The sequence below is a fragment of the Cellulosimicrobium sp. TH-20 genome, from assembly GCF_002105775.1.
In the GTDB taxonomy this organism is placed as follows: domain Bacteria; phylum Actinomycetota; class Actinomycetes; order Actinomycetales; family Cellulomonadaceae; genus Cellulosimicrobium; species Cellulosimicrobium funkei.
Window position 1 is genome coordinate 625,606 of the sequence record NZ_CP020857.1, and the last position, 20,234, is coordinate 645,839.

Sequence of the window (20,234 nt, forward strand, 5' to 3'; positions counted from 1 at the left end):
TGACGTTCGGGGCGCGGTCCGTCGTCACCGGGCCCCCGCCCCGGCGGCCCGGACGACCGGCGCCCACGCCTCGGGGTCGAGAGCGGGTGCGGGCTCTGCCGCAGCCCAGGCGCGGCAGTCGTCGATCGTCGCGGAGAGCAGCGCGCGCAGGCGCTCGTCCGGGTCGCTCACGCACGCCTCGGCGATGCCCTGCACGGCCGCCGAGATGATGCTCGGTGCGGCGTCGCGCACGAACCGCGTGGGCCGCAGGCGCGCGCCCTCGCAGAACCGCTGCGCCCACCGAGCGGTGCGCGGGCAGCTCGCGAGCGCGTCGGCCGACTCGGCGCTCAGCGTGCCCGCGGGGCGGTCGTCGAGGACGTCGAGCATCTTCTCGGCGCCGATGATCGCCACCGCGAGGGTCTGCTGCCGGTCCGCCGGGGCGATCGGCAGCGCCGTCACGGCGGCGCGCAGCGCGATGCGCACGTCCCAGTGCGGGTCGTCGCTCGTCAACCCGATGACGGACGGGATGAGCGGCGCGAGCCTCGGGCGCTCCGGGTCGACCGTGAGGTCGTTCACGGCGCGCGCGAGCATCGCGAGCAGCGGGTGCGTGCACCGTGGATGGTCGCTCCAGCGCTCTCCCGCGAGATACGACGCGAGCTCCATGAAGCACGCACCCTTCTTCGGGTTGCGGTGCTTGCCACGGCCCAGCATCGGCAGCATGTCGTAGGTGTCGGTCACGAGGTCACCCCCACAGCGGGTCCGGTCCTGCGTCCAGTCTGCGCCGGGGTCCTCCTGTTGGCAACGGGAGGAGTGACGCGGGTCACGTTCGTCGCTCGGTCCGGCCGTCCTCCTCCCGCGTGCGCCTGCCGGACCTCCGTCAGGGCAGTCAGAGCGCGTGCAGCTCCGGGACACGCCACGTGCCGTCGAGGACTTCCGCGCGAGGGCGGTAGAGGCGGACGAGGAAGTTCCACCGCTCCGGGACCGGGATCGTGTTCGGCGCGTCTCCCACCTCGGTGCGCGGGGCGAAACGCACGGTGACCCCGCCGTCCGGGTCGGGCACGGCCGTGACGCTGTTGACGCTGTAGACGCCCTCGGGGTTCGGCTCGAAGAAGCCCTTCTCGTCGTAGACCGAGACCGACCAGAACGCGTCGACCGGGACGTCGCGCAGCGTGAGCGCGTACCGGCCGGGCGGCACGCCCGGGTCGACACCGACGTACGACGCCTCCGTCGTGGGCAGCCCGCCCCAGCCCGCCGCGGTCCCCACCAGGTGCCGCACCGGGTCGACCTGCTCCCGGGTGCCGAACATGCCGTCGAACCTGCGCAGGCCCGCGGCGAGCGCGAGCAGCGCGTCCCGGGTCGCGTCCATGCTCACCGCGTCGTAGTCGGGAGACACGAACGGATCCGCCGAGCCGGCACGCAGCACGACGCCGTCCTGCACCGCGGCGACGGCCTCGAGGTCGGCCGGGTCGGCGGGGTCCACGAGCGTGCGGACCGCCACGACGGCGTAGCGCGTGCCCACGCCCGTCGCGTCGAGACGATGCTCGCCCGGGGCGTGCAGGACGTCCGCCACGAAGTGGTCGTTGTCGACGACCATCGCTGACAGGTAACGGTCCCCGGCGTCGGGCAGAGTCAGTGCGGCACCGGCGGACAGGTCCACGACGGCGAAGCTGTAGAGCGTGTCCCGGTTCAGACGCACGACCGTCTGCCGGTCCACGGGCGCAGGCTCCCGGTTGTGGAAGAACTGGTTGACCCCGCCCGCGTCCCGCTGCAGCGCGGCGAACATCCTGTCGGTCTCGGCGCGCACGAAGTTGTCGGCGTCGACGTGCTCGGTCATCGCTGTCCTCCCTGGTCTGTCCGCCCCGGCGGACCACGCTGGTTCGCCCACCCAAGCACCTGTCCCCCCGACGAGCGAGCGCAGCGTGGGGCCCCCGGCGTCGGCCGCCTCGGGACCGGTGCCTTAGGCGCCGGGGACCACCTCAGACCTCTCGACACCCGGATCCTCGTGCGCCTAAGGCACCCCCGGACGAACGGTGCGCGGTCGACCGATGCGACGGCCCGGTGCTCAGGACGACTGTGAGTGTCGGACAGGCAGGGAGCCTGGGAGACGGGGACGACCATGAGCACGCACATCGATCCGACGTTCGACGCGGACCTGGAGTACCGCGCGGAGCGTCTGCGGGCGGACCTGCGGCACAACGAGCCCGCGCTGCTGCACTGGTGGCGCGGCCGTCGTCGTCGCCACGACCACCCGGCGCGGTGACCGCGCCGCCCGACGCCGCCGACGAGGCACCTCTCGCCGGCGGCGTCGTCGTGTCCGGCGAGGAGTCCCGACCGGCCGGGGGCGGCCAATCGGCTGGTCACGTGTCGGTGCCCGCTGCGAGGATGGGGACCGTGCCCCGACCCTCCACGCGCGCGCCCTTCGTGGCCCGCGCGGCCGAGCTCGACGTGCTCGCCGCGGCGGTCGAGCGCGCGCGCCGCGGCGAGCCGGGCGTGGTGCTCGTCGGTGCGGACGCGGGGGTGGGCAAGACACGCCTCCTGACGCGCGCGGCGGAGCTCGCCGCCGGGACGGGCGCGACGGTGGTGTGGAGCCACTGCGTCGACCTCGGCGAGGTCGGCCTCCCCTACCTCCCCTTCTCCGAGGCGCTCACGACCCTGCGCGCCCAGCACCCCGCCGTCGACGAGACGGTCGCGGCCCGTCCCGCGCTCGCACGCCTGCTCGACGCCGGCACCCCGGCCGACGACGAGCAGAGCCAGGGCGAGCGCCTCCAGCTCTTCGAGAGCGTCGCCGCCGCGATCGCGGCGTCCGGGACGCCCGAGGCGCCGCTCGTGCTCGTCGTCGAGGACCTGCACTGGGCGGACCCGTCGAGCCGCGACGTCCTGCGCTTCGTCGTCGCACGCCTGCGCGCGGAGCACGTCCTCGTCGTCGCGAGCTACCGCGCGGACGACCTGCACCGCCGCCACCCCCTGCGCCCGGTGCTCGCGGAGCTGCTGCGCCACCCGCGCGTCGAGCACGTGCAGCTCTCGCCCTTCACCGAGCGCGAGCTGCGGGAGTTCACGACGGCGCTCGCCGGCAGCCCGCTGCCGCCCGCCGCGTTCGAGTCCGTGCGCACGCGCTCCGAGGGGAACGCCTACTTCGCGGAGGAGCTCGTCGAGTCGGGCCTGGGCGACGAGCTGCCGTGGTCGCTCGCGGACGTGCTGCGCGCCCGTCTGGAGGGGCTCGACCCGGCCGTCCAGCACCTCGTGCGCGTCGCGTCGGTCTCGGGACGTCAGGTGAGCGAGCCGCTCCTGCGGGCCGCGCTGGCGCGGGACACCGACGCGGGCGAGCCCGCGGACCGCTCGTCCGGGCGTCCGTTCGACGCCGCGCTGCGCGAGGCCATCGCGCACCACGTGCTCGCGGTCGAGGGCGACGGCGCGCGCGACACGGTCGTGTTCCGGCACGCGCTGCTCGCCGAGGCGGTCGCGTCCGACCTGCTCCCGGGCGAGCGCGTCGGCGTGCACCGCGCGTACCTCGCGGCGCTCGACGACGACCCGGCGCTCGGCTCCCCCGCCCTGCGGGCCCACCACGCGCTCGCCGCGCACGACCTCCCGGCCGCGCTCACCGCGTCGCGCGCCGCGGCGCGCAAGGCGGCGCGCGTGCTCGCGCCCGCGGAGGAGCTCCGGCACCTCGAGCAGGTGCTCGCGCTGTGGCAGGCCGTGCCCGACGCCGCGACCCTCCTCGGCGAAGACCGCGTCACCGTCGCGCTCGCCGCCGCCGGGGCCGCGAGCCGCGCGGGCGAGCCGGACCGCGCCGTCGCGCTCGCACGACGCGTCGTCGAGGGCACCGCCGACGACCCGATGCGGCAGGCGTCGCTGCGGCACGTGCTGTCCCGGTACCTGCTCGGCACGGAGGAGGTCGAGGAGACCCTCGCGCACACCGAGGCGGCGCTCGCCGTCCTGCCCGTCGAGCCGCCGTCGCTCGACCGCGCGTGGACGCTGGCCATGCGGGCGCGCGCCGCGATGAACGCCGACCTCGACGAGCTCGCCGCCGAGGTCGCGGCGGAGGCGATCGACGTCGCGCACCGCCTCGACGCGCCCGACGTGGAGGCCGACGTGCTGACCACGATGGCGATCCTCGAGGTCGCGGACGACGACCGCGCCGCGGTGCTGCTGGCCCAGGCCCGCGAGCGCGCGGTCGAGGCGGGCGACATCCTCACCGAGCTGCGCTGCTGGTACAACATCGCCGCGAACCGCTACTACGCGGGCCGCATCGACGAGGCCCTCCAGGTCACGGAGGACGGCCTCGACCGCGCGCGGGCGACCGGCCTCGGGTGGAGCGCGTACGGCGTCGAGCTGCGCCTGTTCCGCGACCTCGTCCGGTACGTGCTCGGCGACCTCACCCCCACGGACACCGCGGGCGAGACCATGCCCGAGGGCTCCGCGCCGCAGCTCTCGTGCGTCCAGCTCTACGCCGCCGTCGCGCGCGGCGACGCGGACGCGATCGCGCGGGGCACGGCGCTGCGGCGCGACTGGTTCCGGGACGGGCAGATCGCGCTCATCTCGGGCGGGTGCTCGATCGACGCCCTCACGTGGGCCGGGCGACGCGACGAGGCGGTGGCGCTCGCCGTCGAGCTCGTCGACCACCTGGGCCGCACGTGGAGCGACTACTTCCTGGGCCGCATCTGGATCTCCGCCCTCGCGCTCGCAGCCCTCGCCGACGCCGCGGACGCCGCCCGCCTCCAGGGCGCGGCCGGGGCCGCCACGGTCCGCGAGCTCGTCGCCCGCGGGGCCGAGCTGCTCGACGCCGCCCGCACGACCGCCGAGCGCGGCCGCCCCCGCGGGGGCGGCTCGGGCCGGAGGGCCGTGCGTGGCTCGCGCGCGCGGCGGCGGAGCACTCCCGCCTCACCGGCACGGACGACCCCGCGCTGTGGGAGGAGACGACGCGCCTCTTCGACTACGGCTACCGGTACGAGGTCGCGCGGTCCCGGTTCCGGTGGGCCCAGGCCCTGCTCGGGGCGGGCGACCGCAACGCCGCCGAGATCGAGGCGGCGCAGGCGCTCGAGGAGGCCGAGGCCATGGGCGCGGCGCCGCTCGCCGAGGCGGTCCGCGCGCTCGGGCGGCGCGGTCGCCTCGACCTGCCCGGCGTCCGCCGGTCCACGACGGCCGTCCTCACCGAGCGCGAGGAGGAGGTCCTGCTGCTCGTCGCGCAGGGCCTGACCAACCGGCAGATCGGCGAGCGCCTGTTCATCTCGGGGAAGACGGTGAGCGTGCACGTGTCGAACGTCCTCGCCAAGCTCGGGGCGTCGGGGCGCGCCGAGGCCGTCTCGCTCGCGCACCAGCGCGGGCTGCTCGAGGTCTGACGCGTGGACCCGTCGCCCGGGCCGCTCGTGCTCGTGCGGCACGGGCAGAGCACGTTCAACGCGGGCGACCGCTTCACGGGGCTGCTCGACGTGCCGCTCTCCGACCTCGGGGTCGCCGAGGCGCGACGCGCGTCGCGCCTCCTCGCGGACGCCGTCGCGCGCGAGCCCGCGCTCGCCCCGCGGCGCGTCGTGACGTCGCCGCTCGTGCGCGCGTCCGCGACGGCCGCCGTCGTGGCCGAGGCCCTGCCCGGGCCGCCGCCGCTCGCGGTCGAGTGGCGGCTCGTCGAGCGTCACTACGGCGCGTTCACCGACAAGCTGCGCGACGTCGTCCGCCGCGACTACGGCGAGGCCGCCTACTGGCGCTACCGCCGGTCGTACCTGCACCGGCCGCCGCCGCTCGCCGACGACGACCCGGCGCGCGCCCTCGTCGACGACACGCTCCTGCGCCTGCCCGACGCCGCGCGCGCCACCCTGCGGCCGGACGCCGAGTCCCTCGCGGACGTCGTCGAGCGCCTGCGCCCCTTCTGGGCCGCCACCCGCGCGCGGCTCCTGCACGGCGAGACGGTGCTCGTCGTCGGGCACGGCAACTCGCTGCGCGCTCTGTCCGTGCTCGTCGACGACCTCACGCCCGAGGAGGTCCAGGACCTCGACGTGCCCACCGGGCACCCGCTCGTCCACCGCTTCACGACCGGGCCCGACGCCGCGCTCGTCCCCGAGGTCCGCGGCGGCACCTACCTCGACGCGCAGGGCGCCGAGCACGCGGTCACGGACCTCCGGGCCCGCGGAGGCACCTGACGGGTCCACGTCCACCGCGGCGCACCGGCCGGGAGCGTGCCCGCGCCCGCGCGCCGATCACGGTCCCGCCGCGCGCTCGGCGGCCTGCTCCGCGGAGCGCGCCGACGAGACCAGAGACACGTCGAGGTGGCACTGTCGCCAGGCGTCCCCGTCCACGCCACCCGGGTCGATGTCCCAGTGGCTCGGCAGCACGTCCGGCTCGGCCTCCCGCGCGGCGAGACAGGCGCGGAGCGCGGTCTCTGGCTCGTCCCGAGGCCCGGGCACGAGCGGGAGGAGGCGGTCGAGGACCGACCGGTCGAGGACGGAGGGCGGCGTCTCGACAGGCGCGACCTCCCGTGTCCGCGGGTCGTACGAGGACCGGCAGCCCGGGTCCCGGTCCGGGTCGCTCAGCGGCTCGCCGCAGGTCACCAGCGTGTAGTTGTTGCCGTCCGAGTACGTCGTGGAGGACAGGACGCCGCGGACGTCCGTCACCCGTCCCGCCTCCGGCCCGAGGAGCGCGGCGTTGAGGAACAGCCCGCCCGCCCAGGCGTCGGGGAGCCGGAACGTCGGGCCGGTGCCGCCCGGTGCCTCCCCGGCCACGGCTACCCACGTCTGATGGCGGTCGCGCTCCCACGACGGGTCCGACCCGGCCGAGGTGCTGGACGACTGCACGCTCAGCACGAGCCCGTCCTCCCCGCCGGCGCGCTGGAGCAGCACCAGGTGCTCGAAGCCGTCGTGCACGAGGGTCCCTGCGTCGTCGCCCCGGCGCAGGGCGGCGAGGTCGTCGTCGTCGCCCGCGAGAACACGCAGGCGGCCGCGCGGGTTCTCGCTGGCCGCCGGTACCGGGTCGTACTCGACGAGGAACCGCTCGCCGTCGCGCCACGCGCCGAGGCCGAGGTCGAGGACGTACGTGCCGTCGTCGCGCAGGTACGTCGCGGGCTCGGCGACGGCGACGACGCCGGGCGCGACGTCGACCGTGGTCGGCTCGGCGACGAGCACCTCGTAGCCCGGGGAGCCGGTGACGACTTCGCGCGCGAGCTCGCGCACGCCGCCGGGGCCGCCCGCCGTGACGACGCCCGTCCCGACGAGCCCCAGCGCGACGACGCCCGCGACCCCCGCGAGGGACCGACGCCGCTGCGCACCGCGCCGGCTCGACCGCAGGACCACGTCGAGGTCGAGCGTGGAGGGCGGGACGGCGTCGTCGGCCGTGCGTCGCAGCCGCGCGAGGAAGTCGTCGTCGGGCGGGGCGGGGGTCGAACCGGTCTCGCGGCTCATCGGGCGGTCCTTCCGCTGGTCGTCGGGGCGCTCTCGTCGAGGGCGCCGAGGAGGGTGCGGAGCCGGGCGAGGCCGCGCGACGCCGTCGACTTCACGGTGCCGACGGGCATGCCGAGCTCGGCCGCGACCTCGTTCTCGCTGAGGTCGAGCAGGTGGCGCAGCACGACGACCCGCCGCTGCCGGACCGGGAGCGCGAGCAGCGCGCGCACGACGGCGTCCCGGTCGTCGACCGCGGCCGTGCCCGCTCCGCCGTCGCGCGCCACCGGACGGGCCGCTCGCTCGGCGGACGAGAGCTCGTCCGGCCCGGCGAGCACCTCGCGCCGGGTGCGGCGCCACGTGTCGATCCGCAGGTTCGCCAGGACGCGGCGCGCGTAGGCGAGCGGGTCGCGCTGCGCCGCGCGCGACCACGCGCGGTAGGTGCGCTCCAGGGCGTGCTGCGTGAGCTCCTCCGCGCGGTGCCGGTCCCCGCACAGGAGGTACGCCATGCGGTGCAGCGGGTCGCGGGCCTCACGCATGAACGCGGTGAACTCCTCGTCGCGCGTGCGGCGGGCGACCACGTCGACCTCGAGCAGCACCTCGGGCGGCCACCCGTCGTCAGGCCCGCGCTCCTCGTCCTCCCGCACCCCGTCCCCCTGCTCGAGCACGAGCTCGTACCGCCTCGGGCGGTCCCGCGCGCTCACCGTGCCGGCCCGCTCGGGGAGCGGCCGCCGTCGTGTCGTCGTCTCACGAGCGGAACACGCAGCACCCGCACGCGACGTTCCCTTCTGTCCGATTTCACCCCCGACGCCGCGCCGGGTGGGGCGGGTTGCGCTGTTTGACCAGGCTCGTCCCGGTGATACTGGACCATGACCGACGCCCAGGCGATCCACGAGCTCGTCCAGGCGGGGCTCGCCGAGCCGGCGTCGGACGAGTCGTTCGACCGCTTCGCGCGGCTCGTGCACCGGCAGCTCGGGGTGTCGTCGGCGCTCGTCACGCTGGTCCTCGACGACGAGGCGGTGCTGCCCGGCGCGCACGGTCTGCCCGAGCCGTACCAGTCGGCGCGCCGGACCCCGCGTAGCCACACGTTCTGCCAGTTCGTGGCGAACGAGGCGCGCCCGCTCGTGGTCGAGGACGCGCGCACCGTCCCGCACCTGGCCACGCTGCGGGCCGTCGACGACATCGGCGTGGTCGCCTACGCGGGCTTCCCGATCTTCGACCCGCAGGGCCGTGCGGTCGGGTCGCTGTGCGCGTTCGACCCGCGCCCCCGCACCTGGTCGGACGACGAGCTGGCGACGCTCGCGGACCTGGCGTCCGCGTGCACGTCCGAGCTCCGGCTGCGCCTGGCGCGGGCCCGCGCGAGGCGCATGCAGCGTGTCGCGCTCGCGGCGAACAAGCGGTCGCGCCTGCTCCTGGAGCTGTCCGAGTCGTTCGCCGCCGCGACGTCCGTCCGCGACGTCGCCGAGCGGCTGGCCGCTGTCGGGGCGGCCATCGGCGCGCGCTACGCCGGGCTCGCGCTGCTCGACGGCGGCGGAACCCGCCTCGAGTTCACGACGCTGGACCACCTGGAGCCGGGGGTCCCGGCGTCGTTCCGCCGCATGCGCGTGGACGCGGACCGCGCCGCGTCGACCGCGGCACGGACGCGCGAGCCCTTGTTCTTCCGTGACCACGTGCAGTACGGCGAGCGGTTCCCCGAGGCCGCGTCGCTCATCGCGCCCGACACGGTCGAGGCGCGCTCGTTCGTGCCCGTCCTCGCGGACGACCGCCTCCTGGGCGTCGTGGCGCTCGCGTGGGACACGGTCCGCGAGTTCGACGACGACGCCGTAAAGACGGAGACGACGATCGCCTCGTACGTCGCGCACGCGGTCGAGCGCGTCCGGCTGCTCGAGGAGCGCCACCGCGTCGCGGCGACCCTCCAGGCCGCGATGCTCACCGAGCTGCCGCCGGTGCGGGGTGCGGAGCTCGCGGCGACGTACGCGTCCGCGACCCGCACGGACCAGGTCGGCGGCGACTGGTACGACGCGGTGGTGCTCGACGACGACGCGTGCGTGCTCATGATCGGCGACGTCACCGGGCACGACATGCGTGCCGCAGCGCAGATGGGACAGCTCCGGTCGATGCTGCGGACGTTCGCCTGGTGCCAGGACGAGCCGCCCGCCGTGCTGCTGCGGCTGCTCGACCGGGCGAACCGCGGGCTCGCGCTGCACTCCAGCGCGACGGCCGTCGTCGTGCGGCTCGACCGCACCCCGCAGGGGTTCGACCTCACGTGGTCGAACGCCGGGCACCCCCCACCGCTCGTGCTGCGCGCCGACGGGACGGTCGACCCGCTCGAGTCCGCGCCCGACCTCATGCTGGGGGTGCTGCCGAGCACGTCGCGGCACGACCACCGCACGCGCCTCGCGCCGGGCGACACGCTGCTCCTCTACACCGACGGCCTCGTCGAGCGCCGCGGCACGTCCTTCGCCGAGCGCCTCGCCGGCCTGCGGGCCGTCCTCGGCGAGCACGAGGGCACCGCGACGTCGGCCCTCCCGGACGCGCTCGTCCGCCGCCTGGTCGCCGACCAGCGGGACGACGTCGCGGTCCTCGCCCTGCGCGTGCGGCACACGGTCTCGCGGGCACCGGCGCCCGGGCGCCCGTCCGTGCTGACGCGGCCGGTCGAGCACACGTCGGCGGCGATCGGCCCCGCGCGGCGGTGGGTCGACGACGTGCTCGAGAGCTGCGACGTGTCGCCCGCGGTGCGCCGCGTCGCGATGCTCCTGACGAGCGAGATCCTCACGAACGCGGTGCAGCACGGGACGGCTCCGGTCCGGGCCGTGCTCGAGGTCGGGCACCGGGTGGTGCGGGTCGGCGTCGAGGACGGGTCGACCGCGCTGCCGAGGCTGCGCTCGCCGCGGCCGGAGGAGACGGGCGGCCGGGGCGTGCAGTTCCTCGAGCGGTGCGCGTCGCGCTGGGGCGTCGACCTCCACGACGACGCGGCCGACGGCGGCGCGGCCGACGGCCACGCGGCCAAGACCGTGTGGTTCGAGCTCGACCTCGACGACTGAGCCGGACGGTCGTCCGGTGCCCCTGTGCGGTGTCGGAGGGCGGCGGTAGCGTGTGTGAGGTGGGCCACTCCCCCCGGGCACCGCGCGCGATCCCGTGACCCCTCGTGCACGTCGAGACGACCGAGTCCTGAGAGGCAGCACCATGACCGACCTCGCCACCCCTGCGACCCTGCGCGGCGACGCCACCGCGACCGCCACTGGCACCGCCCCTACGCCCGCCCCCGCCCCGCTGCCCGACCGCGAGCACCTGGACGCCGTCCTCGACGGCCACCGGCGCGAGCTCACGGGCTACTGCTACCGCATGCTCGGGTCGTCGTTCGAGGCCGACGACGCCGTGCAGGAGACGTTCCTGCGCGCGTGGCGGTCCTACGACCGCTTCGAGGGCCGCTCGGCCCTGCGCTCGTGGCTCTACCGCATCGCGACGAACGTGTGCTTCGACGCGCTCGGCGCGCGCAAGCGGCGCGAGCGCCCGATGGGCCTGGGCGGACCGCAGGCCCCGGAGCTGGAGAACCTGGGCCAGGTGCTGCCGGAGGAGACGTGGGTCGAGCCCGTGCCCGACGACCGGGTGCTCCCGCACGACGGCGACCCGGCGCAGGTCGCGGTGGGGCGCGAGACCATCCGCCTCGCCTTCGTCGCCGCCCTCCAGTTCCTGCCGCCGCGCCAGCGCGCGGTGCTGCTGCTGCGCGAGGTGCTGCGCTGGCAGGCGAGCGAGGTCGCGGAGCTCCTCGACACGACGGTGGCGTCGGTGAACAGCGCGCTGCAGCGCGCCCGCGCCACGCTGGCGGCGCGCGCGCACTGGGACAGCTCGGGGCTGGGCGACGAGACCGGGTCCGCCGCGCCGGTCGCGGCGAACGCGGACCTCGGCGACGAGGAGAAGCTCCTGCTCGAGCGCTACCTCGACGCGTTCGAGCGCTACGACATGGACGCGCTGGTCGCGCTCCTGCACGAGGACGCGACGCTGTCGATGCCGCCGTACCCGCTGTGGATGCGCGGCACGGCGGACATCGTCACGTGGATGACGGGCCCGGGTCACGAGTGCGAGGGCTCGCGCATGGTCCCGGTCGCGGTGAACGGCACGTTCGGGTTCGGCCAGTACCGCCGCGCGCCCGGCGGCGGTCACGAGCCGTGGGCGCTCCAGGTCGTCGAGACGGAGGGTGGCCGCGTCACGGCCATCAACGCGTTCCTCGACACGGCCTCGTGGTTTCCGCTGTTCGGGCTCCCGGAGCGCCTCGACGACTGACGCGCCGCGGGTCAGCCGAACGTCTCGAGGAGCGTGCTCCGCTCGGCGTCCGTGAGGTTCGTCGCGACGAGCGTGCCGTGGACCCCGTGGAACCGCTCGCCGACGCGGTCGAGGTCGCCGTCCTCGGTGACGACGAACAGCGCCGACGTCCCCGGCGTCACGCCCTCGCGGATGCGGTCGAGCTGGTCCTTGTCGATCCCCACGGCCTCCATCGCCTTCGTCGACGCGCCGATCGCCGCCCCGGCCGCGGCGCCCAGCACGGGCGCGAAGAACAGCGACCCGAGCAGCAGGCCCCAGAAGGCGCCCCAGCCCGTGCCGCGCCACTCGTCCTGGTGGCCGTGGCGCGTCGTCGGCTTGGCCGCGCCCTCGGGCCATGACACGACGGCGGTGTCGACGATCTTGACGGCGTGCTCGGACGCCGAGTCGTGCAGGATCCGGGACGCCGCGTCCGCGCCCTCGGGGGAGTCGAACTTCCAGACGGTGAAGGTGGCCATCGCTCTCTCCGTTCTCTCAGCCGATCGGTCGCCGGCCCGCGCCCCGCACGTTCAGCGTGCGGCGCGCTCGGCCTCGTCGCCGTGCACGACGAGCGCCCACAGGACGAAGACGTCGAGCACGATGGTGACGAGCGACCACCACGGCGTGACCTGCAGGGTCGTGAACTGTGCGATCGCGTTGATGACGACGAGCACGATCGCGACCATGCGCGCCCAGCCCTTGCCGGACAGCAGCGCGAAGCCGGTGAGGACGAGCAGCACCCCGATGACGAGGTGGATCCAGCCCCACGTCGACACGTCGAGGACGACGATGCCCGCGTCGGAGACGCCGACGAGGCTGTTCGGGGAGAACACGGCGACCAGGCCGCTGATGGCGTTGAAGAAGCCGATCGTGACGAGCACGATGCCGGCGAACCACACCCAGCCGACCCATGCCGTCACCTGTGACGAGCGTGCCATGCCATCCTCCTGAGAACCGTGGAGCCCCGACCGGACGAGCGTGCGGATCGATCGTGGCACCGGCCGCCCGGTTCGGCATCCGGAAGGTCGGCGCGTCCCGGGACCGCGATCCGGCGGCGCCGCTAGGTTCGTGGCCATGACGACGCCGCCCTCCACCGACGACCCGTGGTCGGGCGTCCCGGACGCCGGCACGCGCCCGGTCCAGCACGACTCGCGGCGGCCGCCGCGCTGGGTGCCCCGCGCGCTCGCGATGGCCGTCGTCGCGGTGTTCGTCGGCGTCTTCGCCTGGTACGCCCTCGGTCAGCTCAAGGCGTTGGGCGTCAACATCCTCATCGCGTTCTTCGTCGCGCTCGCGCTCGAACCGATCGTCGTTTGGCTCGTGCGGCACGGCTGGCGGCGCGGCGCGGCCGCCGCCGTCGCGCTCCTGGGGTCGCTCGTCGGGATCCTCGTCGTGCTCGCCCTGTTCGGGAACCTGTTCGTCCAGCAGCTCGGGCAGCTCGTCCAGTCGATCCCCGCCCTGTACGCGAGCGTCCAGGACTTCGTCGCGGACCGCTTCGACGTCGTCATCCCGGACTCCGACGACCTCCTCAAGCAGGTCATCAACGACTTCGGCGACGACGTCGCGTCCGGCGCCATCGTCGTGACGACGACGATCGTCGGCGGCGTCTTCGCGAGCCTGACGATCCTCCTCGTCACCTACTACCTCCTCGCGGCGGGACCGCGGTTCCGCGCGGCCGTGTGCCGCTGGCTCACGCCGAACCGGCAGGAGGAGGTGCTGCGCCTCTGGGAGATCACCCAGGTCAAGGTGTCGGACTTCATCAACTCGCGCATCGTGCTCGCCGCGCTGTCGAGCGTGTTCACGTTCGTCTTCCTGCTGATCCTCCAGACGCCGTACGCCCTGCCGCTCGCGGTGTTCACGGGCGTCGTCTCGCAGTTCGTGCCCACGATCGGGACCTACATCGGCGGCGCGCTGCCCGTCGCCGTCGCGCTCACGTCGCAAGGGCTGCCGCAGGCCCTGGGCGTGCTCGCGTTCATCATCGGCTACCAGCAGCTCGAGAACCTGTACTTCTCCCCCAAGGTCTCCGCCCGGGCGCTGGAGATGAACCCGGCGGTGAGCTTCGTCGTCGTGCTCGCGTTCGGTGCGGTGTTCGGCGCGCTGGGCGCGTTCCTCGCCCTGCCCATCGCCGCGACGATCCAGGCTGTCGGGAACACCTACCTCCAGCGGCACGAGCTCATCGAGTCGCACATGCTCCACGACCCGGACTCCGAGGGCCACACGCCAGGCAAGGGCAAGGGCAGCGGGAGGGGAGACGGGAAGGGCAAGGACGACGAGGGTCGCACCGCCCGCCGCCGACGCCGCAACCGCGAGGCGAACCTCGAGGCCGAGCGCACGGTCGACGAGCGGCGCGCCGAGGGCATCGACTGAGCGCGGCGCTCCGCTCCCGGGGGGAACGGCGCGGGCTCGCGGGCCGGGGAGCGCTCAGGCGTTCTCGTCGAAGGCCGCGCGGAGCTTGGCCTCCTCGTCGGCGGAGAGGTTCGTCTGCACGAGCTCGCCGTGGATCCCCTCGGCCTGCAGCGCCTCGTGCACGCGGTCGACGACAGCGCCCGACGTGAGGACGAACAGCGCGGACGTGCCCGGGGTGACCTTGCTGCGCACGGAGTCGATGAAGTCGTCGTCGATGCCGACGTCCGTCAGCGCGCCGGCGATGGCTCCGGACGCCGCGCCGATCGCCGCGCCGAGGAGCGGGACGAAGAACAGGAGCCCGAACAGCAGGCCCCAGAACGTGCCGCCGAGCGCCCCGACGGCGGTCGTGTTGTTCCCCTGGCGGGTCTTCGGCTTCTTCTTGCCCTCCTCCCAGGACACGGTGGCCGCGTCCTGCACCTGGATGAGCTCCTGCTTCTGGAGGGCGAGGAGCGCGTCCTCGGCGCGCTGGGCGCCCTCGGGGGTGTCGAACTTCCACACGGTGAGCGTTGCCACGTCAGACCTCGATCCGGATCGTTCGTTCGGCGGGGGCGCGCCGTCGCGCCCCGTGACACGTCGAACGTATCCCCGCCTCCCGGGTCGCGCGCGGCGAGCGCGAGGACCCCACGGGGGCCGGGGCGCGGCGCCGCGGCTCCGGATGCGGTGCGGTCGGGTGCGTGGTTCTCTTCCCGTGTGTCCGACGCGCCGGCAGCCGCCACGACGTCGGGTCGCCTCCTGCGGTCCGTGGTGCCGGCCCTCGTCGTCGGGGTCGTCAGCGCCCTGACGCTGCTCGCGCTCTCCGAGCTCGCGACGTGGATCCAGCACCTCGTGTGGGACCGGCTGCCGGAGGCGTGGGGGATCGCGAGCACACGCACGTGGTGGACCGTCCTCGTGCTCACCGTCACCGGGCTGCTCGTGGGCGTCACGGTCCGGTGGGCCCCGGGGCACGCCGGCATCGACCCGGCGACGACGGAGCTCGTCTCCGAGCCGCTCCCCCTGCGCGCCCTGCCCGGTCTCGCGCTCGCCCTCGTCCTCGGCCTCGCCGGCGGGGTGAGCCTCGGGCCCGAGAACCCGATCATCGCCCTCAACGTCGCGCTCGCCGCGTGGTTCCTCTGCCGCCCGCGGTTCGGCGTGCCCGTCGCGGGTGCCGTCGGTCTGGCGCTGGCCGGGACCATCGGCGCGATGTTCGCCACCCCCGTCGCCGCCGCGCTCGTCCTCACGGAGAGCTTCGCGGAGCGCGGCGGGCAGAGCGGTCCCCTCTTCGACCGGCTGTTCGCGCCGCTGGCCGCGGCCGGGGCAGGCGCCGTCACCATGACGGCGGTCGGGGCCCCGACGTTCTCCGTCGACCTGCCCGACTACCCCGGTCCGGCCCTCGGCGACGTCGCGAGCAGCGTCCTGATCGGCGCCGCCGCCGCCCTCGTCACGGCGCTCGCGGTGGTCGCCCTCCCGGTCGTGCACGCGCTGTTCCACCGCCTGCGCAGCCCCGTGCTGGCGCTCGGCGCCGGCGGGCTCGCCCTCGGGCTCCTCGGGGTCCTCGGCGGGCCGCTCACGCTGTTCAAGGGCCTCGACGAGATGAAGGAGCTCGCGCAGCAGGCCGACACGTTCGCCTGGTCCACGATCCTGCTCATGGCCGTCGTCAAGGTCGCGGCCCTCGTCGTCGCGGCGGCCGCCGGGTTCCGCGGCGGCCGCATCTTCCCGGCGGTGTTCATCGGCGTCGCGCTGGGCCTCTCGGCGTCGTCCCTCGTGCCCGCCGTCCCGCCCGCGATCGCCGTCTCCGCCGGCGTGCTGGGCGCCGTCCTCGTCGTGGCGCGCGACGGCTGGCTCGCGCTCTTCATGGCGGCCGTGACGGTCGGCGACGTCCACCTGCTCCCGGTGCTCTGCGTGGCCGTCCTGCCGCTGTGGCTCGTCGCCCGCTCGATGCGGCCCCTGCGTGTGGAGGTCCCCCCGGGCACCCCCGAGTTCCCCGCGCTCGCCCCGGCGGCCGACCCGACGACGACCGGGGACGGCGACCGCAGGGCGCGGTGACCGCCGCCGGCGTCGTCAGCCGCGGGTCGTCGCCTCGCGGATCCGCTTGTCCTCCTGGCGGCGGTCCCACCAGCGGGTGAGGACGAGCCACCCGAGGAGCCAGCCGCCGAGCGCGCTGATCAGCCAGACGACGACCGTCACCCCGATCCACGTGGAGACGCCGGAGATCTCCAGGCCGTCGCCCACGAGCGTCGCGATCCAGAGCGCGAGGAACGTCGACACGAGACCGATGCCGCCGAGCACCGCGGACGCGTACTTGCGCGCGACGTTGAACACGAAGGGCGCGAGCACCCCCTGGGCCACCGCGAACACGAGGACGGCGACCGTGAACCCGGAGGCGTGCACCGTGACGCCGTCGAAGACGTTCGCGGCGACGAGGAGGCCCACGGCGGCGAGGACCACGTTGATCGCGAAGCTCAGCAGGAACCGGATCATGCCGCAACCGTCCCGCCGCGCGAGAGGTTCCGCAACCGCTGGTGCGGCGCGGGAGGCCCGCCCCGGGCGACCTGCCCGAGAGCTCGGGACACCTGCCCCTGGGGCCCGGGACATCGCCCGGCCGACGCTGCGGGAGCCGTCGCCCCGCGCGACGGACCCCGGCCGCGGGACGCGGCCCCGAACGGAAGGTCGTCCCATGCAGGACAGCTCGCTCACCACGCCGTCGGCGGTCGCCGACGGCACGCCCCGCCGCACCCGCGGCACGACGCCCCGCGCGTGGGCCTGGACCGGGGTCGTCGCCGGCGTCCTCGGCCTCGTCTCGATCCAGTCCTCGATGGCGCTCGGCGTCAGCTGGGAGGAGACCGCGGGCGACGCGGAGGCGATCGTCGCCGACCTCTCCGGCCGCACGGGCACGCAGATCGTGTTCCACACCGCGACGATCGCGTGCGCGCTGCTCGTGCTCGTCTTCGCCGCCGGGCTCAAGCGGCGGCTCGACGGGCAGGCGCCCGCCGGGTCGATCCTCCCGACGGTCGCGGGCTGGGGCCTCGTGCTCGTCTCCGTCGCCGGGCTGCTGGGCTCGGGCCTCGACACGCAGTTCCTCTTCGGCCTCGGCGACACGGCGCTCATCGTCCCGGAGTCGGGCGCGTTCTACAGCGACTGGGTCGCGACGATCCCGTGGCTGTGGGTCGGCGCGGGCGTCGCGGGCGTCGCGCTCGGCGTCGCGGCGCTGCGGCACGCGGCCGCACCGCGCTGGCTCGGCGTCGTCGGGTTCGTGCTCGGCGGACTCGCGCTCTTCACGGGCGTGTCGCCGCTGCAGTACATGGCGGGGTTCGTCGGCCCGATCTGGCTCCTCGTCACCGCGCTCGGCTTCGCCCTCGGGGACCGGCGCTGAGCGCGACGCGCGAGATCGGCGACGCGCGACGAGATCGGCGGGTCCGGTCGGGATCGGCGGTCTGGACCGCCGATCCGGCACGGGACCGCCGATCTCGCCGTCATCCGCGGCCGGGTGATCTCCCGCCCGGCCCCTTCTCGCCGCGCGTGCCGCGGCCCTACCGTGGGCCCGTGGCCGAGCCCGGGCCCGGCCGCGCCGGGATGCCCCGCACGGGCTGGACGATCGGCGTCCTCGCCTGGGTGCTCGGCGTGTCCGCACTCGCGCTCCAGCTCACGTCCGGCGTGCCGCTCCTGCTGGGCGACCTGCTGTTCGTCGTCGTGGACGCGACGGTCGCGCTCGTCTACGGCACGGTGGCTGCGGTGGTCCTCGTGCGGCGGCCGCACGTCGTCGGGTGGCTCGTGGCGCTGGCCGCGATCGGCGGCGGGGTCGCGGCCCTGGGCGGCGGGTGGCGCAGCTACGCGTCGACCCACCCCGGCCTGCCCCCGCTCACGCCGCTCGCGGACGCCTACGGGTGGGCGTGGGTGCCGGGGACGGTCGGGCTCTTCGTCCTCGTGCCGTGGTTCGTGCGCGGCCGGCGGCTCGGCGCGGGCGCGTGGTGCGGGGTCGCGGGCGGCGTCGCGGCCGTCGCGTTCTTCCTCCTCGCCCCGTCCGACGATCCGCGCCCCGCGATCGGCGGCGTCGTCGTCATGGGGCTCGTCACCGCGGGCGCGACGGCGTGGCGCCGATTCCGCGGGCCGGCGGAGGAGCGCCGCGGGCTGGGCCTCCTCGCGCTCGGGACCGCGCTCATGGCGCTGTCGTTCCTCCCGCTGCTCGGCACGTGGGCCGACCCGGACGTGCTCCTCGCGCTCCCCCTCACGCACCTCGCGTGCCAGGCGCTGTTCCCCGCCGCGATCCTCGTGTGCGTGCTGCGCAACCGGCTGTGGGGCATCGACCTCGTGCTGTCGCGCGCGACCGTCGCCGCGATGCTCGCGGTCGGTCTCGCCGTCGTCTACGCGGTGGTGGTCGTGCTCGCGACGACCGTCGTCGACGGCCCCGCCGCGCAGGTCGTCGCGGCCGTCGGGGTCGCGCTCGCGGTGCAGCCCCTGCACACGTGGCTGCGGCACCGCGTGCGCACGCTCGTCTACGGGGAGGGGAACGACCCGGGCCGGGCGGCGCTGAGCGTCGGCCGCCACCTGTCGTCCGCGTCGACGGCCGACGACCTCGTCGTGAGCCTCGCCGTCGGCGTGCGCGAGGCGCTGCGCCTGGAGAACGTGACGATCGAGCGGTCCGCACCCGGCCCGACGGCGTCCGGCAGCCCCGCGGGCCCGGCGCCCTGGGCGGGCCCGGACGGCCACCCGGCGGGGGACGCCGTCACGCTCCCCGTCGAGCACGGCGGTCGGGTGCTCGGCCGGGTCTACGTCGTCGCGCGGGCCGGCGAGCGGCTCGACGCCCGGACGCGCGACGCGCTCGAGCAGCTCCTGCCCGTGCTCGGCGCCGGTCTCGCGCTCGCGCGGGGCGCGCACGAGCTCGAGGAGGCGCGCGACGCCACGACCCGCGCGCGCCTCGCCGAGCGGCGCGTGATCCGCCGGGAGCTGCACGACGGCGTCGGGCCGTGGCTCGTGGGCCTGCGCCTCGGGCTCCAGGGCGCGCGGAACACGCTGCGGACCGACCCCGAGGCCGCGGCCGCGGTGCTGGACGCCCTGGGGGTCGAGGTGGCGCAGCGCGTCGAGGACGTGCGGGCGCTGTCCCGCAGCCTCCTGCCGCCGTCGCTCGACGAGCACGGTCTCGAGGTCGCGCTCGGCGAGCTCGCGGGGCGGCAGGCGCTCGGCGGGTTCGTCGTGGACGTGCGCTGCGACCCGTGCGGGGGCCTCGACCCGCGCGTCGCCGCGGCCGCGTACGCGATCGCGAGCGAGAGCGTCGTCAACGCCGCCCGGCACTCCGGGGCGCAGGAGTGCCGCCTGACGGTCCGGCTCGGGGACGGCGCGCTCGTCGTCACGTGCGAGGACGACGGCCGGGGCGTCGCGCCGGACGCGGTGGCCGGCGTCGGCTCCCGGTCGCTGCGCGAGCGGGCCGACGAGCTCGGCGGCCGGCTCGAGGTCGCCGCGGTGCGGCCCGACGGCGAGCGCCCGGGCACGCGCGTGCGCGCCACGCTCCCGCTGGTCCCGGCCGGGGCGCTCGCGCGCGGGGCGGCGTCGTGATCCGGGTCGCGGTCGTCGACGACCACCCGGTGTTCCGGCTCGGCATGGCCGCGCTGCTGGACTCGTTCGACGGCGTGCGCGTCGTCGGGAGCGCGGCGTCGGCGACGGAGGCGCGCGCGCTGCTCGGTCTCGGCCCCGGTGGCACCGGGGGCGCCGGCGCGCGGGCCGACGTCGTGCTCCTGGACCTCGACCTCGGCGACGGGTCGGGCGTGGACGTGACGCGCGACCTCGTGCGCGCGGACCCCGCCGCGCGCGTGCTCGTCGTGACGATGCACGAGGACGAGGACGCCGTCGTCGCGGCCGTGCGCGCCGGGGCGCGCGGGTTCCTCGTGAAGTCCGCGAGCCCGGCGGAGGTCGAGCGAGCCGTCCGCGCGGTGGCCGACGGCGCGATGATCCTCTCCCCCTCCGTCGCGGACCGGGCGATGGCGTACGTCGTGGGCGGGCGCTCGGCCGTGCGCGCGCCGTTCCCGCAGCTCACCGACCGCGAGCGCGAGGTGCTCGACCTCGTCGCCGCCGGGCTCGACAACGCGTCGATCTCCCGGCGGCTCGTGCTCAGTCCCAAGACCGTGCGCAACCACGTCGCGAACGTCCTCGCCAAACTCGCCGTCCGGGACCGCGCCGCCGCGATCGTGCGGGCACGCGAGGAGGGGCTGGGCGGCGGCTGAC

General features: G+C 75.7%; 19 protein-coding genes. 11 read left to right on the forward strand and 8 right to left on the reverse strand.

From position 1 onward, the window contains the following. Positions 1–24: 24 nt before the first annotated feature. Together B8281_RS02765 and B8281_RS02770 are read right to left on the reverse strand one after the other, a co-directional pair. Positions 25–717, reverse strand: coding sequence for a hypothetical protein (locus B8281_RS02765; RefSeq protein ID WP_021480893.1), 693 nt, complete (start codon positions 715–717; stop codon positions 25–27). A 148-nt stretch (positions 718–865) separates the two neighbouring features. Beyond that, positions 866–1,813, reverse strand: coding sequence for a DUF1214 domain-containing protein (locus tag B8281_RS02770; protein ID WP_034656204.1), 948 nt, complete (start codon positions 1,811–1,813; stop codon positions 866–868). A 282-nt stretch (positions 1,814–2,095) separates the two neighbouring features. Between B8281_RS02770 and B8281_RS19070 the strand changes: the two genes are divergently transcribed. The 4 genes from B8281_RS19070 to B8281_RS02780 all read left to right on the forward strand — a co-directional run bounded on the left by B8281_RS19070 (position 2,096) and on the right by B8281_RS02780 (position 6,110). After that, positions 2,096–2,239 (forward strand): hypothetical protein, encoded by a 144-nt coding sequence (locus B8281_RS19070; RefSeq protein WP_157446530.1) that lies wholly within the window; start codon positions 2,096–2,098, stop codon positions 2,237–2,239. A 131-nt stretch (positions 2,240–2,370) separates the two neighbouring features. Further along, a complete protein-coding gene (locus B8281_RS19660) occupies positions 2,371–5,172 on the forward strand; it encodes an AAA family ATPase (protein ID WP_232322647.1) in 2,802 nt (933 codons plus the stop codon). Continuing rightward, complete coding sequence (locus B8281_RS19075) at positions 5,169–5,315, forward strand: LuxR C-terminal-related transcriptional regulator (protein ID WP_304441671.1); 147 nt, start codon at positions 5,169–5,171, stop codon at positions 5,313–5,315. Before B8281_RS19660 ends, B8281_RS19075 begins: the two co-directional genes overlap by 4 nt. Positions 5,316–5,318: 3 nt before the next feature. Further along, positions 5,319–6,110 carry a 2,3-bisphosphoglycerate-dependent phosphoglycerate mutase gene (locus B8281_RS02780; RefSeq protein WP_043656292.1) on the forward strand — a complete coding sequence of 264 codons (792 nt, stop codon included), beginning with the start codon at positions 5,319–5,321 and terminating at the stop codon, positions 6,108–6,110. 57 nt (positions 6,111–6,167) lie between these two features. Here the strand turns inward: B8281_RS02780 and B8281_RS02785 are convergent, their stop codons facing one another. Both B8281_RS02785 and B8281_RS02790 read right to left on the reverse strand, forming a co-directional pair. Beyond that, positions 6,168–7,364, reverse strand: coding sequence for a hypothetical protein (locus B8281_RS02785; protein WP_034655959.1), 1,197 nt, complete (start codon positions 7,362–7,364; stop codon positions 6,168–6,170). After that, on the reverse strand, positions 7,361–8,044 hold the full coding sequence (locus B8281_RS02790; protein ID WP_232322648.1) for a SigE family RNA polymerase sigma factor: 684 nt from the start codon (positions 8,042–8,044) through the stop codon (positions 7,361–7,363). The genes B8281_RS02785 and B8281_RS02790 overlap by 4 nt, the downstream gene beginning before the upstream one ends. 165 nt (positions 8,045–8,209) lie before the next feature. On the opposite strand from B8281_RS02790, the gene B8281_RS02795 reads away from it, so the two are divergent. Further along, a complete protein-coding gene (locus B8281_RS02795; RefSeq protein WP_085386841.1) occupies positions 8,210–10,384 on the forward strand; it encodes a SpoIIE family protein phosphatase in 2,175 nt (724 codons plus the stop codon). Between the two features lie 142 nt (positions 10,385–10,526). Then, positions 10,527–11,624, forward strand: a complete 1,098-nt coding sequence (locus tag B8281_RS02800; RefSeq protein ID WP_085386842.1) for a sigma-70 family RNA polymerase sigma factor — start codon at positions 10,527–10,529, stop codon at positions 11,622–11,624. Between the two features lie 11 nt (positions 11,625–11,635). On the opposite strand, the gene B8281_RS02805 is transcribed toward B8281_RS02800, so the two are convergent. After that, a complete protein-coding gene (locus B8281_RS02805) occupies positions 11,636–12,118 on the reverse strand; it encodes a DUF1269 domain-containing protein (protein WP_021479816.1) in 483 nt (160 codons plus the stop codon). Positions 12,119–12,169: 51 nt separating this feature from the next. After that, on the reverse strand, positions 12,170–12,577 hold the full coding sequence (locus B8281_RS02810; protein WP_051028277.1) for a hypothetical protein: 408 nt from the start codon (positions 12,575–12,577) through the stop codon (positions 12,170–12,172). 136 nt (positions 12,578–12,713) lie between these two features. On the opposite strand from B8281_RS02810, the gene B8281_RS02815 reads away from it, so the two are divergent. After that, positions 12,714–14,003 (forward strand): AI-2E family transporter, encoded by a 1,290-nt coding sequence (locus tag B8281_RS02815; protein WP_232322649.1) that lies wholly within the window; start codon positions 12,714–12,716, stop codon positions 14,001–14,003. A gap of 54 nt (positions 14,004–14,057) precedes the next feature. Here the strand turns inward: B8281_RS02815 and B8281_RS02820 are convergent, their stop codons facing one another. Then, a complete protein-coding gene (locus tag B8281_RS02820) occupies positions 14,058–14,555 on the reverse strand; it encodes a DUF1269 domain-containing protein (RefSeq protein ID WP_043656289.1) in 498 nt (165 codons plus the stop codon). A gap of 177 nt (positions 14,556–14,732) precedes the next feature. Between B8281_RS02820 and B8281_RS02825 the strand changes: the two genes are divergently transcribed. Next, entirely contained in the window at positions 14,733–16,064 is a 1,332-nt protein-coding gene (locus tag B8281_RS02825; RefSeq protein ID WP_198163130.1) for an ion channel protein, read from the forward strand. A 15-nt stretch (positions 16,065–16,079) separates the two neighbouring features. Here the strand turns inward: B8281_RS02825 and B8281_RS02830 are convergent, their stop codons facing one another. Then, positions 16,080–16,499: a phage holin family protein gene (locus B8281_RS02830; RefSeq protein WP_085386843.1), complete on the reverse strand. Its 420-nt coding sequence runs from the start codon at positions 16,497–16,499 to the stop codon at positions 16,080–16,082. A 196-nt stretch (positions 16,500–16,695) separates the two neighbouring features. On the opposite strand from B8281_RS02830, the gene B8281_RS02835 reads away from it, so the two are divergent. The 3 genes from B8281_RS02835 (at position 16,696) to B8281_RS02845 (ending at position 20,233) form a co-directional block, all read left to right on the forward strand. After that, entirely contained in the window at positions 16,696–17,391 is a 696-nt protein-coding gene (locus B8281_RS02835; protein WP_085386844.1) for a hypothetical protein, read from the forward strand. 170 nt (positions 17,392–17,561) lie between these two features. Continuing rightward, the gene (locus B8281_RS02840) at positions 17,562–19,568 is read left to right on the forward strand and encodes a histidine kinase (protein WP_232322650.1); all 2,007 of its coding nucleotides are present in this window, start codon (positions 17,562–17,564) and stop codon (positions 19,566–19,568) included. Further along, on the forward strand, positions 19,565–20,233 hold the full coding sequence (locus B8281_RS02845) for a response regulator transcription factor (RefSeq protein WP_085386845.1): 669 nt from the start codon (positions 19,565–19,567) through the stop codon (positions 20,231–20,233). The genes B8281_RS02840 and B8281_RS02845 overlap by 4 nt, the downstream gene beginning before the upstream one ends. Position 20,234: the final 1 nt, after the last annotated feature.

Coding starts and splice junctions, on each gene's coding strand:
- B8281_RS02770 (WP_034656204.1), bottom strand. CDS start 1,813: ATGACCGAGCACGTCGACGCCGACAACTTCGTGCGCGCCGAGACCGAC.
- B8281_RS19070 (WP_157446530.1), top strand. CDS start 2,096: ATGAGCACGCACATCGATCCGACGTTCGACGCGGACCTGGAGTACCGC.
- B8281_RS02785 (WP_034655959.1), bottom strand. CDS start 7,364: ATGAGCCGCGAGACCGGTTCGACCCCCGCCCCGCCCGACGACGACTTC.
- B8281_RS02795 (WP_085386841.1), top strand. CDS start 8,210: ATGACCGACGCCCAGGCGATCCACGAGCTCGTCCAGGCGGGGCTCGCC.
- B8281_RS02800 (WP_085386842.1), top strand. CDS start 10,527: ATGACCGACCTCGCCACCCCTGCGACCCTGCGCGGCGACGCCACCGCG.
- B8281_RS02805 (WP_021479816.1), bottom strand. CDS start 12,118: ATGGCCACCTTCACCGTCTGGAAGTTCGACTCCCCCGAGGGCGCGGAC.
- B8281_RS02810 (WP_051028277.1), bottom strand. CDS start 12,577: ATGGCACGCTCGTCACAGGTGACGGCATGGGTCGGCTGGGTGTGGTTC.
- B8281_RS02815 (WP_232322649.1), top strand. CDS start 12,714: ATGACGACGCCGCCCTCCACCGACGACCCGTGGTCGGGCGTCCCGGAC.
- B8281_RS02830 (WP_085386843.1), bottom strand. CDS start 16,499: ATGATCCGGTTCCTGCTGAGCTTCGCGATCAACGTGGTCCTCGCCGCC.
- B8281_RS02835 (WP_085386844.1), top strand. CDS start 16,696: ATGCAGGACAGCTCGCTCACCACGCCGTCGGCGGTCGCCGACGGCACG.